At 38.6% G+C, this 14,438-nt stretch carries 11 protein-coding genes; 8 read left to right on the forward strand and 3 right to left on the reverse strand.

Annotation, left to right across the window (positions count from 1 at the left end; genetic code table 11):
- Position 1: 1 nt before the first annotated feature.
- The 6 genes from metG to VEHSUH06_RS03585 all read left to right on the forward strand — a co-directional run bounded on the left by metG (position 2) and on the right by VEHSUH06_RS03585 (position 9,537).
- On the forward strand, positions 2-1,945 hold the full coding sequence (gene metG, locus VEHSUH06_RS03560) for a methionine--tRNA ligase (RefSeq protein WP_105097791.1): 1,944 nt from the start codon (positions 2-4) through the stop codon (positions 1,943-1,945).
- Positions 1,945-2,715 (forward strand): TatD family hydrolase, encoded by a 771-nt coding sequence (locus VEHSUH06_RS03565; protein ID WP_105097792.1) that lies wholly within the window; start codon positions 1,945-1,947, stop codon positions 2,713-2,715. The genes metG and VEHSUH06_RS03565 overlap by 1 nt, the downstream gene beginning before the upstream one ends.
- Before the next feature lie 198 nt (positions 2,716-2,913).
- A complete protein-coding gene (locus VEHSUH06_RS03570) occupies positions 2,914-4,461 on the forward strand; it encodes a Ppx/GppA phosphatase family protein (RefSeq protein WP_105097793.1) in 1,548 nt (515 codons plus the stop codon).
- A complete protein-coding gene (locus VEHSUH06_RS03575) occupies positions 4,461-6,026 on the forward strand; it encodes a Ppx/GppA phosphatase family protein (protein WP_105097794.1) in 1,566 nt (521 codons plus the stop codon). Before VEHSUH06_RS03570 ends, VEHSUH06_RS03575 begins: the two co-directional genes overlap by 1 nt.
- Positions 6,016-8,133, forward strand: coding sequence for a polyphosphate kinase 1 (ppk1, locus tag VEHSUH06_RS03580; RefSeq protein ID WP_105097795.1), 2,118 nt, complete (start codon positions 6,016-6,018; stop codon positions 8,131-8,133). Before VEHSUH06_RS03575 ends, ppk1 begins: the two co-directional genes overlap by 11 nt.
- A gap of 426 nt (positions 8,134-8,559) precedes the next feature.
- Positions 8,560-9,537 (forward strand): 3D domain-containing protein, encoded by a 978-nt coding sequence (locus VEHSUH06_RS03585; protein ID WP_105097796.1) that lies wholly within the window; start codon positions 8,560-8,562, stop codon positions 9,535-9,537.
- A 56-nt stretch (positions 9,538-9,593) separates the two neighbouring features.
- Here the strand turns inward: VEHSUH06_RS03585 and msrB are convergent, their stop codons facing one another.
- The 3 genes from msrB to VEHSUH06_RS03600 form a co-directional block, all read right to left on the reverse strand.
- The gene (gene msrB / locus VEHSUH06_RS03590) at positions 9,594-10,532 is read right to left on the reverse strand and encodes a peptide-methionine (R)-S-oxide reductase MsrB (protein ID WP_105097797.1); all 939 of its coding nucleotides are present in this window, start codon (positions 10,530-10,532) and stop codon (positions 9,594-9,596) included.
- The gene (locus VEHSUH06_RS03595) at positions 10,533-11,654 is read right to left on the reverse strand and encodes a 5-methyltetrahydropteroyltriglutamate--homocysteine S-methyltransferase (protein WP_105097798.1); all 1,122 of its coding nucleotides are present in this window, start codon (positions 11,652-11,654) and stop codon (positions 10,533-10,535) included.
- Between the two features lie 317 nt (positions 11,655-11,971).
- Positions 11,972-12,910 carry a LysR family transcriptional regulator gene (locus tag VEHSUH06_RS03600; RefSeq protein ID WP_105097799.1) on the reverse strand — a complete coding sequence of 313 codons (939 nt, stop codon included), beginning with the start codon at positions 12,908-12,910 and terminating at the stop codon, positions 11,972-11,974.
- Between the two features lie 105 nt (positions 12,911-13,015).
- Here VEHSUH06_RS03600 and rnmV point away from each other — a divergent pair, with 105 nt between their 5' ends.
- Both rnmV and rsmA read left to right on the forward strand, forming a co-directional pair.
- Positions 13,016-13,549: a ribonuclease M5 gene (gene rnmV / locus VEHSUH06_RS03605; RefSeq protein ID WP_105097800.1), complete on the forward strand. Its 534-nt coding sequence runs from the start codon at positions 13,016-13,018 to the stop codon at positions 13,547-13,549.
- Positions 13,550-13,557: 8 nt separating this feature from the next.
- Positions 13,558-14,412, forward strand: a complete 855-nt coding sequence (gene rsmA / locus VEHSUH06_RS03610) for a 16S rRNA (adenine(1518)-N(6)/adenine(1519)-N(6))-dimethyltransferase RsmA (RefSeq protein WP_105097801.1) — start codon at positions 13,558-13,560, stop codon at positions 14,410-14,412.
- The last annotated feature ends 26 nt before the right edge of the window (positions 14,413-14,438 follow it).

A 14,438-nucleotide genomic window follows, 5' to 3' on the forward strand; every position in this document is an offset into this window, starting at 1 on the left:
CATGGGAGACACAAAAAAAACGTATTATATTACGACACCTATTTATTATCCAAGTGCTAAGTTGCACATTGGACATACGTACTGTACATCTGTAGCCGATACGATTGCTCGTTTCAAACGCTTAGCAGGTTATGATGTACGTTTCTTGACTGGTTCTGATGAACATGGTCAAAAAATTCAACGTGCTGCAGAAGCGCAAGGTATTACACCTCTTGAATACACTACGAATATCGTAAATGGCTTTAAAGCATTGTGGGAGAAGATGCATATCTCTAACGATGACTTCATTCGTACTACTGATGAACGCCATGAAAAGGTAGTGCAAGAGCTCTTTACAAAAGCTTATGAAAAAGGCGATATTTACAAGGCTGAATATGAAGGTTGGTACTGTACACCATGCGAAACATTCTGGACTGAGCAAAAACTTGGTGAAAACCACACATGCCCAGATTGTGGCCGCCCTGTAGAAAAAGTAAAAGAAGAGAGCTATTTCTTTAAACTCGCTAAATATACAGATCAATGGTTGAAATTTATCGAAGAAAATCCTGATTTTATCCAACCTGAATCCCGTCGTAACGAGATGATTCAATTCGTAAAACAAGGTTTAGAAGATTTGGCTGTATCTCGTACATCCTTTGACTGGGGTATCAAAGTGCCATTCGACCCTAAACATGTTGTGTATGTTTGGTTCGATGCATTGGTAAACTATATTAGTGCCCTTGCTCCATTTGATGGGGATGGCGAATTATACAAAAAATATTGGCCTGCAGATCTTCATTTAGTAGGTAAGGAAATCGTTCGCTTCCATACTATTATTTGGCCTATGATGCTTATGAGCCTTGAGTTGCCATTACCTAAAAAGGTATTTGGTCACGGCTGGATGATCGTTGATGGTACAAAGATGAGTAAATCTTTAGGCAATGTTATTGACCCAATCCCATTGATTGATACCTACGGTGCAGATTCTTTACGTTATTACTTATTAAGTGAAATCACGCTTGGCAATGATGGTAACTTCACATTGCCTAATTTCGTTACAAAGATCAACGCAGACTTATCTAATGATTTAGGTAACTTATTGAACCGCACTATTGCTATGATTGAAAAATACCATGGTGGTGTAATTACTAAATGCGATGATATGGACGATTTAGATCGCGACGTATCTGCATTAGCAGTTCAAACTGTGAAAGATTTTGAAGCGGCTATGGAAAACATGGAACTTAACAAGGGAATTAAAGCTGTATGGGCTCTCATCGGTCGCATGAATAAATACATCGATGAAACTATGCCTTGGGTATTGGCTAAATCTGAAGATGCTAACGATAAAGCTCGTCTTCAATCTGCTATGTATCACTTAGCAGAGGCATTGCGCATCATTGCTATCTTAGTGAGCCCTGTTATCCCTGTAGGTGCGCCAAAAATCTGGAATCAATTAGGTCTTGCAGGTTTTGGTGAGGCTACATTAGAAGATGCTAAAACTTGGGGTGCATTGCCAACAGGTACAAAAGTTGTGAAAGGTGAACCTATTTATCCACGTTTTGAAATTCCTGAAATGGTAGAAGCGACTCCAGCAGAAGCTGAAGAGGCTGTAGATACATCTAATATTCCACCATTAAAAGAAAATATTACGTACGATGACTTCGAGAAACTCGATCTTCGAGTAGCAAAAGTGGTTAGTTGTGAAAAAGTGCCTAAATCCAAAAAGTTATTGAAATTTGTATTGGATATCGGCATTGAAGAACGCATAGTATTAAGTGGTATTTCTCAATATTACGAGCCTGAAGCTATGGTTGGTAAAAAGGTAATTTACTTGTCTAACTTGGCTCCTAAGAAGATGATGGGCATCGAGTCTTATGGCATGATTTTGTCCGCATCTGACTGGGAAGAACATTTAGAGGTAACAAATATCGAATCTTTACCAGCAGGAAGTGTGGTTAAATAATGAAACTCTTTGATACACATGCTCATGTGAATGACGGCCGTTTTGATAATGACCGTGATGAGATGTTACAAGCCTGCTTTGATGCTGGCGTAGAATACATCATGATTCCAGGGGTAGATAGAGGTACTGTTGAATCAGGACTAGCTTTAGCAAAACAGTATGATCGTTTATATGCTGCTGTAGGCACACATCCTCATGAGTCAAAAGATTTTACAGAAGAAGATTATGAGTTCTATAAGGATCAAGCGCTCAATAACGATAAGGTTCGCGCTATCGGTGAAATTGGTTTAGATTATTACTATGATTTCTCTGATCGTGAAACACAAAAACGCGTATTCATTCGTCAGTTGGAGTTAGCTCGTGAAGTAGAGTTGCCAATTATTATTCATGACCGTGATGCGCATGGCGATATTATGAGTATCTTGCGCAATGAAGGTAAGGATAATTGGGGCATTTTCCACTGTTACTCCGGTAGCTGGGAAATGGCTAAGGAAGCTATTAAATTAGGTTTCTACATTTCCTTTGCTGGTCCTGTAGTATTCCCTAAGTCTACAAATCTTAAGGAAGTAGCTAAACAAGTACCAGTAGACAGAATTCTTATTGAAACTGACTCACCATATTTGACACCACCTCCATTTAGAGGCCGTCGTAATGATCCAAGCAAAACTCAATTTGTGGCAGAGGAAATTGCACGTCTAAAAGGTCTTGATGTGGATGAGTTCTGTGAAATTACTTTTAATAATGGTAAACGAGTATTTGGTATTGAGTAGAAACATACTAGTATGCAATATTTCTAATTCACTAAATGTAAGATAAGTTCTCATGGTCGTAGCTATGGAATAGAGATGAAAACTATATAGAAATATAAATTATAAAACGCGATTCTCCCTTTGCGGTGAGAATCGCGTTTTTCTATGGTATACTAAAGTATATTCATACTGAACACGTAGTAGGATGAGGGTAGTAGGATGAAACGTATTGCATTTATAGATTTAGGTTCTAACTCGGTTCGATTTGTCATTTATGAGATTTCAAAAACAGGTAGCTATAGACTGATATATCAAGAAAAAAATAGTGTGCGCCTCAGTGAAAATATGTGGGGCACACAGGAATTAACAAATGAGGCAATGGAACGTTCCTTGCGTTCTTTGAAAGCCTTTGTTCATATGGCAGAAGCTATGGGAGTTGATACGATTAAAGCTGTTGCTACGGCTGCCGTACGCCTTGCTAAAAATGGCGATATATTTATAAAGACTGTAAAAGAACGAACAGGTCTAGAGTTAGAATGCATTGCAGGTGAAGAAGAGGCTCGATTAGGATTTCTAGGTGTCATCAATACCATTGGTCTCAAAGACTTTATCATCTTTGACTTAGGTGGGGCAAGTACGGAGGTAACCCTAGTACGAGATCGACATATTACAGAGGTTATAAGTTTGCCAATTGGTGCCCTTACCTTGACAGGCACGTATCAAAAGGGGGAGGAGTATACCCCTAAAGAGCTTGAAAAAATGACCAAAGCAGTGAGGAAAGTAATTAAAGAACATACTTGGCTTCGCAATGTAAAATTACCACTCCTTGGCATTGGTGGTACAGCACGTAATATAGCTAAAATGGATCAACGAAAGTTATCGTATCCTATTACAAAACTACATAACTATGAAATACCATATCATCGATTCCACGAAATTTTCGAAGACGTAAAAGGTAAATCGTTAGAGGAGCGTAAAAAGATAAGTGGCTTGTCTTCAGATCGTGCAGATATCATTATCGCAGGCCTTACCATCGTGGAAGAATTATTTAACTACGTAAATACTAAAACTCTCGTTGTTGGTGGTTGTGGTTTACGTGAAGGTTTATTCTATGACTACTATGGAACACATTATTTAGGTGGAAATCCTATTATCGATGATATATTAGTTCATTCTGCTGAAAATGTATTGTTAGGCATGACTAAACATGAGCTAGTACACGCCAAATATATTACTGGTTTAGCTACAACCTTATTTGATGAATTAGAGTCACTTCATAAAGCAGATAACAACGCAAGAAGATGCTTAATTACGGCCGGCCTACTTCATGATATTGGTAAACGGGTTAATTACTATAGCCACGCACGTCATGGTTGTTACATGCTCGTAAATAGTAATTTATATGGCATTTCTCACGTAGAACAAGCTTTTAGTGCTTTCTTAGTTATGAACTCCCATGGATTGACACCTAAAGAGTATAAAAACTTCCTATATGGTAAATTATTAGATCAAGATCAACGCTTATTAGGTCAAAAATTATCTATTATCTTAGCCTTGGCTGAGGCTCTCGATGAAAGTCATGAACAATTTATTCGACGATTAGAGGTAGCTATTAAATATACTAGTGTGGCCTTAAAGGTACACTATTTAGAAGGCCGCGATGTGAGCGTTACGAAAGCGGCTGTTGAAAAGTTAGCAAAATCTTTCAAAAAAGAATTCAAAAAAGAGTTAGAAATAGAGTGGACGGAGGCTCGTAAGGAGGCATAATGGCATTACCAAAAGCATTACGATATGCAGTATTACATGTGGGCTCCAGTAGTATGAGCATTACTATTGTAGAATATAGGGACATCGATGATGTACGTATTATCGATCATGCGGCACGAGAAGTAACCTTTGGAGAGGAATTATTTCAAACGTCTCGCTTAAGTTTTAAAACGATAGAAGAAATCTGTCATATTTTAAAAGGTTACAAGCAATTAATGGCAGATTACGGTGTAACTCGTTCTAGACTATATGGGACAACCGTAATTCGTGAGGCTGCTAATCGCCGTAGTATTCTAGATCAAATCTATATCCAAACAGGTATGCGTGTTGAGGTTATCGACATGCCAAAAGAGGTATATTACAAATATGCCTTGTTATACTATAAGATGACGACTCAGTATCGCTTGACGGATCCTACCAAGGCGACATTATTCCTTGATATTACATCTGGTGGTGTGGGATTAACAGTATGGCGTGGTGAAAGTTTATTATTCCAACGCAATATGCATAGTGGTTCCTTGCGCGTTATGGAATCTTTTAACCGTAACCAACGTTCTTCTACGTCGTTTCCTATGGCGATTACCGAATACTTGCATCGCATGATTGGCCCATTGCGTGAGGAACTTCAAACTTTTAATATTAATAGTGTCATTTTATCTGGTGATGAAGCTCAATATATGGCACGTCTCATGGGGGATGAAAGTAATAAGGACGATATTATTACTATTGAACCTGAACGATTTAAAGGCCTCATTAACTCCTTTGATGGTGTAACGGCTACCAAGTTGATAAACCGCTATAAATTGCCTGAGTATAAGGCTAATATTCTGATGCCTACCATGATTTTATTTAATGAAATCATTACGGCTATAGAACCTAAATCTTTGATTTTTAGTAGCTTCTCCTTCTCCCAAGGTGTAAGCTGGTTCTATGGTGTAGAGGCTGAAAACAATCCGTTTATGTACCAGCTACGTGAGCAAAACGCTCAATTAGCTCGTGCTGTTGCCGCTAGATATCATACCGATAGCATTCACGATGCTGAGGTAGAACGATTTAGTTCATTATTCTGTAAAACTTTACGGCACAAAGGTTTACCAGAGCGGTGGGGCTATTTATGTCGTATAGCCGCTATCCTTTGCTCTGTAGGTAAATTTGTAAATTTGCGGAATCATGGGGAGCATGCCTATCATATCGTGATGGGCACAGATATTTTTGGACTTTCAGAAGAAGAAAAACAAGTAGTGGCCAATGTTGTATATTATCACTACAAAGGCACACCATCTGATGACGATGCTTACTTTAATGCACTAACCGAATTGCAAAAGATTCAAGTGACAAAGTTAGTAGCTGTCATTCGCGTAGCTTGTGCCCTTGATGCTGGCAGTAATCAAAAGATTTCAGATGTTATCTTAGAGGAGCGGGATAATGTATTATATGTATTCTGCCGGACTAATGAAGATATCTCTTTAGAATGGTGGACATTTACAGGTGACTCTGAATATTTTACAGAAGTCTTTGGTATGGAAATTAAACTGGTAAGAGGAGGTGACCGCCATGTTCAGTAATGCAAAATATTATTTTAACCGTGAGCTATCTTGGTTAAAGTTTAATCAGCGTGTGCTATTAGAATCTATAGATACTAATACGCCTTTATTAGAACGGTTGCGCTTTATTGCTATTGCTAGCTCTAATTTAGACGAGTTCTTTATGATTCGTGTGGCTGGTCTACGTCATCAAGTAGTAAATGGCATCGTTAAATATGATGCTGCCCATATGGATGCAAAGGCACAATTAAAGGCCATTGATGAGTCTGTACAACGCCTTGTTTCTATGCAAAGTACGTATTTAAACAATGTGCTTACCGAACTCGAGAACTATGGCTTCTTCTTTACTGAACCTGAACAGTTAGATGTAAAGTCTAAATCTTGGTTACGTCATTACTTCGAGGAGCATATCTATCCTGTTGTAACGCCACTAGCCGTTGACTCTGGTCATCCGTTTCCATTTTTAACAAACCATACCATCAATGCTATTGTGCGTATCTTTCAAATACTACCAGATGGTACAAAGGATTATAAGATTGCTATCTTGCCTATTCCATCTGTACTTGATCGTATCATTGAAATCCCAAGTCGAGGCAATAAAGAACATCGATTTGTTTACTTAGAGGATGTCATTACATATTATGCAAACCAATTCTTCCAAGGTTACGGCATTGAGGATTATATGGTATTCCGTATCACTCGTGATGCGGACCTAGAAATCGATGAAGAAGAGGCGACGGATTTACTATCGGAGGTAGAGGAATCCTTACGTCGTCGCCGTCGTGGTGATGCGGTGCGATTAGAAGTCTGTGGCGATGTAAAGGACCATTTGCTTGATTTTGTTCTTACTAGTGTTGAGCTTGAACAAAAGGACGTATATCGCATTGATGGTCATTTGGATTGTCGTATGTACTTTGATTTCTGCAACTATCCTGGTTTAGATGAGCTTCGGTACGAGCCTTTTGACTCTAAGATTCCTAGTGAATTAGTAGACCACGAAGGTGAAAGTTTATTCTCCGTTATTGGTAAACAAGATCTTTTTGTTCATCATCCTTTTGAATCGTTTACAGTGGTTGAACAGTTTGTTGCCCAAGCGGCCATAGATCCAGATGTACTAGCTATTAAACAAACCTTGTATCGCGTAAGCGGTGATTCTCCGATTATTGCATCCTTGATTAAGGCCGCAGATAATGGGAAGCAAGTAACCGTACTTATGGAGGTTAAGGCTCGTTTTGATGAAGAAAACAACATCCAAATGGCCCGTCGCCTTGAAAAGGCGGGCTGTCATGTAATTTATGGGTTAAAAGGTCTTAAAACGCACTCTAAAATCACCATGGTGGTGCGTAGAGAAAATGATGGCATTAGGCGTTATGTTCATCTTGCTACAGGTAACTATAATGGTAAAACTGCTCGTATATACACTGACTGTGGTATATTCACATGTAATGATGAATATGGTGACGATGCATCTCGCTTCTTTAACTTGATTTCGGGCTATTCTGATCCACCAATTTGGAATAAGTTTATCGTAGCGCCCTTAAATTTACGGGAAAAAATTATAGAATTAATTGACCGTGAAATTGAATTGGCTAAAAGTGGAGAGGAAGCTTATATCATTGCTAAGATGAACTCCTTACTTGATAAAAAGGTCATTGCTAAGCTATATGAAGCATCTACCGCAGGTGTTCACATTGATCTTATCGTTCGTGGCATTTGTACACTTCGACCTGGCATCGCTGGAGTAAGTGACAATATTACAGTTCGCTCCATAGTAGGTCGTTTTTTAGAACATCATCGCTTATTCTATTTCCGAAATGGTGGTAATGAAAGTCTGTACTTATCTAGTGCAGACTGGATGCCTCGTAACTTAAACGAACGTGTAGAGCTTATGATTCCCATTGAAGATAAGCGTCATAAAGAACGAGTTAAGGGCATATTAGATCTTTATTTAGAAGATACCTTGAAAGCGCATATTATGAGAGCTGATGGTTCCTATCGTAAAATTAATGATCGAGAGCATCCTATTTCTGCTCAAGAAGAGCTTATGAAAGCAGCTATTGAGAATGAGCGGAAGGAGTCAATGACTGTCATTGAGCGTCTACAACCCATGTTGAAGATGAATAAATGATGAAAATTGGCTTGTGGATAGTATTGTGAATTTTAATACAACTGTATAGTATGTAAAAAGCCTGTTTATACAGGCTTTTTTCTATGTATATCTGTTTGAAAATGAGATAAAAATGAAATTTTGAAAAATGTTGAAAATTGTGGTAACAATGTAAAAACACATAAAAATACAATTCAAGTAATAAAAAAACTGTGTATACTATATATGGTATGAGTGTCGTATATATGTACACAATTCGGAATATATTGTATGGCATTCAAAAATATCGATATGTACGCATGCAGTAGACTTTTCGTAGAAAGTATAAAAAGATACAATATTAAAATCCAGTAATTACTTGTGTTTACCTCTAATTGTTAACCTAATGGGTTTGACAGGTTATATCTATCTGTAGTAGAATAATACCATTACAGGAGGGATTACAACATGAGAATTCATAAGACACACAAACGATATATTTCGTCTGTTGTTGCAGGATTGATTGTAACAGCTGTAACTATGACAGGTTTTTCTTATAATGATAAAACCGTTACCGTTATGGTAGATGGTGCAGCACACACTGTTAGAACGCATTTAAATTCTAACGAAGGCATCGTACGCGACGCTGGGGTTAAATTAAATCCAAATGATAAAGTTATTTCCAGCTCTACATCAGTTCAAAATGGTACAACATTAACTGTTGTTCGCGCTGTTCCAGTGTATGTAACTGTGAATGGTAGAACTAGAGCTGTTTTCACTACAGAAACTACGGCTCAAGGCGTTGCTAATGAGCTTGGCTTTAAAACACCTAACTATGTAGTTGTAGGTGATCTAAATGGTTCTGTATTAAGTGGTACACATATTACAATTGCTCAAGTAACAAGTCGTTCTTTATCTACAGTAGATCAAGAAATTGCTATTGAAGTTATTCGTCAAAAAGACGATACTATGGCTAAAGGCGAAGAAGAGGTTGTTCAAGTTGGTCAACCTGGCTTGGAACGAGTACAACGTGAAACATTATATAGCAATGGTACAGTTATTAAAACAAATGACGTATCTAAAGTAACACAACGCGCAATGGTTCCTACTATTATTAAAGAAGGTACCCGTGAAGTGACTACGTCTCGTAATGTGGCGGGGCGTGCATCTCGGGCTATCGTAATGGAAGCATCTGCTTACCTAGCAGGCGATGGTGATGGCTTAGGTATTACGGCTACAGGTGTTCCTGCAGTTCGTGGTATTGCTGCTGTTGACCCTGATGTTATTCCATTAGGTACACGCTTGTTTATTCCAGGCTACGGTGAGGCTATTGCAGCTGATACAGGTGGTGCTATTATAGGCAATAAAATTGACCTTGTAATGGACTCCTACGGCGAGGCTATGGAGTTTGGGCGTCAAGACGTAACAGTGTACGTTTTAGACTAAATTATGTTAAAAATACTAAAAAAGACGACTTACATTTGTAAGTCGTCTTTTGTTATTTAATCTTCGATATACGGTAAAAGATATTCGTATTTTGTACCTTTTAACTCTTCTTTAGGAATAAAGGTTAAGGCAGATCCATTGATACAGTAGCGAAGGGAGCCATTAGGCCCATCTTCAAATACATGGCCTAAGTGAGCATTACCGATGCGGCTGCGCACTTCAATACGATTCATACCATGAGAATCGTCTTGATAGTATTTAATAACATCCTTAGTGATTGGCTTTGTAAAGCTTGGCCAACCGCAATGGGAATTAAATTTATGTGATGATACGAAGAGGGGCTCTCCAGTAGTAATATCTACGTAGAGACCTGCTTTAAATTCATCTGTTAATTCGTGACTAAAAGGAGCATCAGTAGCAGAATTTTGGGTAACTTCATACTCTTGTGGTGATAGTGCATCTAAAGATTCTTTAGATGGTTTATTATACGCATTATCATCGATAAGTGGCTCATCGGATAGGCCTAATGGAATATGACAATAACCGTTAGGGTTTTTATCTAAGTAATCTTGATGATACTCCTCCGCAGAGTAGTAGTTCTCTAAAGGTAACACCTCGATAGCAAAGGGTTTGCCTTCAAAGGCTTGCGCACGGGCTAAGGTGCTTTCAATAATAGATTTATCTGCTGTATCCGTATAGTAAATACCAGTACGGTACTGAATACCTACGTCACCGCCTTGTTTATTAATACTAAATGGATCGATAGCACGTAGGAAATATTGAATCAAATAGTCCAAGGAAAGTGTGTCTGCATCGTAGGTCACCTTGAGGGCTTCAACGTGGCCACTATTGTGACATACATCTTCATAGCTTGGATTTTCAGTAGTGCCATTGGCATAGCCTACTTCAGTCGAAAGGACGCCTTCGATTTTTTTGATGTATCCTTGCAGGCCCCAGAAACAACCGCCTCCTAAATATATAGTATGTTCATTCATTTAATCACCCCATACTTCTTGAGCTATTTCTTTAACTAATGCTAGTTTAGCCCATTGTTCCTCTTCGGTCAATTGGTTACCAATCTCACAAGAAGCAAAGCCGCATTGAGGAGATAAGCAAAGTCTATCGAGAGGAATATATTGTGTAGCCTCTTGAATGCGTTTTTTAATAACTTCTTTGTCTTCTAATTCTGGACGTTTAGATGTAATTAGACCTAATACGACCTTCTTGTTAGGAGATACTTCGCGCAATGGCTCAAAGCCACCGGAACGATCATCGTCAAATTCTAGGTAATAAGCATCTACATTTTCTTTGGCAAATAGAATAGGGGCAATTGGTTCATAACCGCCGCTAGCAGCCCAAGTAGAGTTGTAATTACCACGACATACATGGGTAGTGAAGGCTAAATCTTGAGGGCGACCTTCTAGGGCCAAATTGTTTAAGCGCAAATATTTAGCTGTTTCGCCCTCAATGGTTACGCTTTTGTCTTTTTGACGACCTGTCCAGTAAGCGTGGTCACAGCACATACCCCAAGTACAATCATCAAACTGGATGTTGCGGCAACCAGCGTCATACAAATCTTTGATAACTTGACGATACGCAGCGGCAATGTCTTGAATGAGTTCTTCTAAATCAGGGTAGAAGGAGCGTGTGGTAATGCCGTTATCCTCACGGAATAATTCCGCTAAGAATTGAGATGGGGCTGGGATTGTTTGACGTGCCGTAGTATTTTCGTCTTCAAATTGCTTTACAAATTTGAAATGTTCAACGAATGGGTGGTTTGTCCCCGTAATTTTGCCAGTAAGGGCAAGGGAGCCCGGCGCTGTTTCTTGACCGACGAATTTGTAACCGTGTTCCAGTTCAATTTCTTTTACGCCGTTAAATCCCCACATGAAATCTAGATGCCAATAGGCACGACGAAACTCGCCATCTGTAATAACTGGTAGACCAGCAGCCTTTTGTTTTTGAATGAGCTCTGTAATGAGACGATCTTCAACGGCTGTTAATTCTTCTCTAGAAATATTTCCATTATTGAAAGCTTCGCGAGCTTCTTTTAATTCTTCGGGACGTAGGAAAGAACCTACAATATCAAAGTGGAAAGGTGCTAATTGTTTGGACATAATAGTAATCCTCCTTATATAAACGGTAAAACCGATAATTTCGATAGGTTTATTATAACGAAGCATGAGTATATTTAAAAATATCTATATCTTAGAGTTGTATATAACATAAAGCTATATAGACGTATAAATTTGTTTATTAAGTTATATCAAGGTATAAAAAAGCACTCTTCTGAAATGAGCTGCATCTCAAAATTGTGTCCAATTTTGGGGCAGTTCATTTCAGAAGAGTGCTTTCAATATACTATTTAATACAATTATTTAATTCGCCTAGAATTATTAAAATGTACAACTCTATTATTACTATAATTCTCTAACTATTTTTTATCGTCTGGCAATTGAATATGTCTGCCATAGTCGCCAACGTATTGTTCTAAGGCTTGAATATATTCTTGGCCTAAACGACTGCGTTGCATTTTGTTGTTAGTAATATAGCCAATGTGCATCAAGCCTTCTTCTGCAAGTGGCACAGAGATGATGTTTTCACCATTAACCTCTTTGTCGATTACACCACTAGATACAGTGTACCCATCAAGTCCAAGTAATAGACTAAATAAAGATGCTCTATCGCGAACGCGGATGTGTTTTGGACGTACAACGGTACTGAAAATTTCTTCAGAGAAATAGAAGGAGTTATGATCCCCTTGTTCAAAGGAGATATATGGATATTCTTCTAATTCATCCATGGACACTACATCTTTATTAGCTAATGGATGTGTTTTACCGATGAAGATATGAGGGTGAGCCGTAAATAACTCTGTAAAGGTTAATTCGTTAGTGTGAATTAATTTTTCTAATACAGGACGGTTGAAATCATTATAATAAAGCAAGCCGATTTCACTCTTCATATGAGCTACGTCGTCAATGATTTCATAGGTTTGTGTTTCACGTAAGGATACATCGTATTGATCGATGCCTGCACCTTTTAAAAGCTCTACAAAGGCGTTAACTGCAAAGGAGTAATGTTGTGTAGAAACGGAAAATTGTTTCTTCCCACCGCTTTGACTCTTATATTGCTCCTCTAAAAGGGCTGCTTGTTCAAGGACTTGGCGTGCATAGCCGAGGAAACGTTCCCCTTCTTTAGAAACAGTAATCCCTTTATTGGTACGATCGAAAATGGTAATGCCCATTTCCTTTTCTAATTCTTTAATAGCCTTTGTAAGGCTAGGTTGAGATACAAATAATCTCTTGGCAGCTTCACTAATACTACCTATATTGGCAATTGTTGTGACATACTTTAATTGTTGTAAGGTCATAATTGGCCTCCTTTTATATATTACACTATTAATACTACTCGATTATAAGTATTTAAGCAATGTTATATATGTGTTACAATGTACTAATAGAATAAAGGAGGACCTATGCTAAAACAAGTCATCGTCGTAGAAGGAAAATCTGATATCCAACGCATTGCTCAAGCTGTAGAGGCTGACTGCATAGCAACTGAAGGTTTTACCCTTCGAAAAGGTGTTATCGATATGATTCGCGTTGCTTATGAAAAGCGAGGCATCATCATACTAACAGATCCTGATACGGCAGGGGAGCGGATTCGTCGTGTATTAACGAAAAAATTCCCCAATGCACAACATGCCTTTGTCCCTCGTGACGAAGCTTTTGCAAATGATGATATTGGCATAGAACAAGCATCTCCAGAATCCATTAGAAAGGCTTTATCTACATTACATGTAGAGTCTTTAGAATCATCCAATGAATTTTCCATGGTGGATTTAGTGCGCCATGGACTGTCAGGTATGCCAGATAGCGCAGCTCGACGAGCTGTTATTGGTGCAAAATTAGGGATTGGCTACGGAAATGGTAAGCAATTCTTATATCGGTTAAATCATTACGGTATAACACGAGATGCTTATGAAGAGGCAGTAAATAGTTTGAAATAGGAGTTAAGATGTTAGAATCAGTAATTGCAAGCCCTGAGGTAGTGCATTATATATGTAAACGCTTCGACATTAAAATGAGTAAAAAGCTAGGGCAAAACTTTCTTATTAAACGCGGCATTGTGGATGAAATCGTTCGTGCTGCGGAGTTAACACCTGGTGAACCTGTACTAGAGGTTGGTCCTGGTATTGGCACTCTGACTCAAGGTTTAGCACAAAGTGGGGCGGATGTAACGGCCATTGAACTAGATCGTCGTCTATTGGAAGTGCTAGATACAACATTAGCATCTTATGACAATGTACGCATCGTTCATGGTGATGTATTGAAACTAGATGTGCCCACCATCATGAACCATAAACCGTTTAAGGTGGTTGCCAATTTACCGTATTATATTACAACGCCTATTATTATGTCTCTATTGGAAAGCAAATTACCAATTGAGCGCCTCGTTGTAATGGTGCAAAAGGAAGTTGCTTTGCGCATGGTAGCACAGCCTGGTACAAAGGACTATGGTGCCTTGTCTGTGGCTGTTCAGTATTATACGGAGCCAGATATTGTTCTAGATGTACCGCCTAAATCTTTCTTGCCTGCACCAGCGGTAACAAGTTCTGTAATTCGTTGCGTGTTGCGAGATAAACCACCGGTAGATGTAATTGATGAGAAACTATTCTTCCACGTTGTAAAAGCTGGTTTTGCGCAACGTCGTAAAACATTTGCTAATACGATGAAAACAACGGGCTTATCAAAAGATAGAATTGAAGAGCTGTTAGAAAAAGCAAATATCGACGGTCAACGAAGAGGCGAGACCTTTACTCTTCAAGAATTTGCCGATGTAGCCAATGCATGGGCTTCTTTAATTAAATAGTAAATGCATAAAGAGCGTATTAGATT

Source organism: Veillonella sp. S13053-19 (assembly GCF_002959835.1).
Lineage (GTDB): Bacteria > Bacillota > Negativicutes > Veillonellales > Veillonellaceae > Veillonella > Veillonella rogosae.

Bases quoted from the DNA above. Each gene is read 5' to 3' on its own strand.
- metG (WP_105097791.1), top strand. From the start codon at position 2: ATGGGAGACACAAAAAAAACGTATTATATTACGACACCTATTTATTAT.
- VEHSUH06_RS03565 (WP_105097792.1), top strand. From the start codon at position 1,945: ATGAAACTCTTTGATACACATGCTCATGTGAATGACGGCCGTTTTGAT.
- VEHSUH06_RS03570 (WP_105097793.1), top strand. From the start codon at position 2,914: ATGAAACGTATTGCATTTATAGATTTAGGTTCTAACTCGGTTCGATTT.
- VEHSUH06_RS03575 (WP_105097794.1), top strand. From the start codon at position 4,461: ATGGCATTACCAAAAGCATTACGATATGCAGTATTACATGTGGGCTCC.
- ppk1 (WP_105097795.1), top strand. From the start codon at position 6,016: ATGTTCAGTAATGCAAAATATTATTTTAACCGTGAGCTATCTTGGTTA.
- VEHSUH06_RS03585 (WP_105097796.1), top strand. From the start codon at position 8,560: ATGAGAATTCATAAGACACACAAACGATATATTTCGTCTGTTGTTGCA.
- msrB (WP_105097797.1), bottom strand. From the start codon at position 10,532: ATGAATGAACATACTATATATTTAGGAGGCGGTTGTTTCTGGGGCCTG.
- VEHSUH06_RS03595 (WP_105097798.1), bottom strand. From the start codon at position 11,654: ATGTCCAAACAATTAGCACCTTTCCACTTTGATATTGTAGGTTCTTTC.
- VEHSUH06_RS03600 (WP_105097799.1), bottom strand. From the start codon at position 12,910: ATGACCTTACAACAATTAAAGTATGTCACAACAATTGCCAATATAGGT.
- rnmV (WP_105097800.1), top strand. From the start codon at position 13,016: ATGCTAAAACAAGTCATCGTCGTAGAAGGAAAATCTGATATCCAACGC.
- rsmA (WP_105097801.1), top strand. From the start codon at position 13,558: ATGTTAGAATCAGTAATTGCAAGCCCTGAGGTAGTGCATTATATATGT.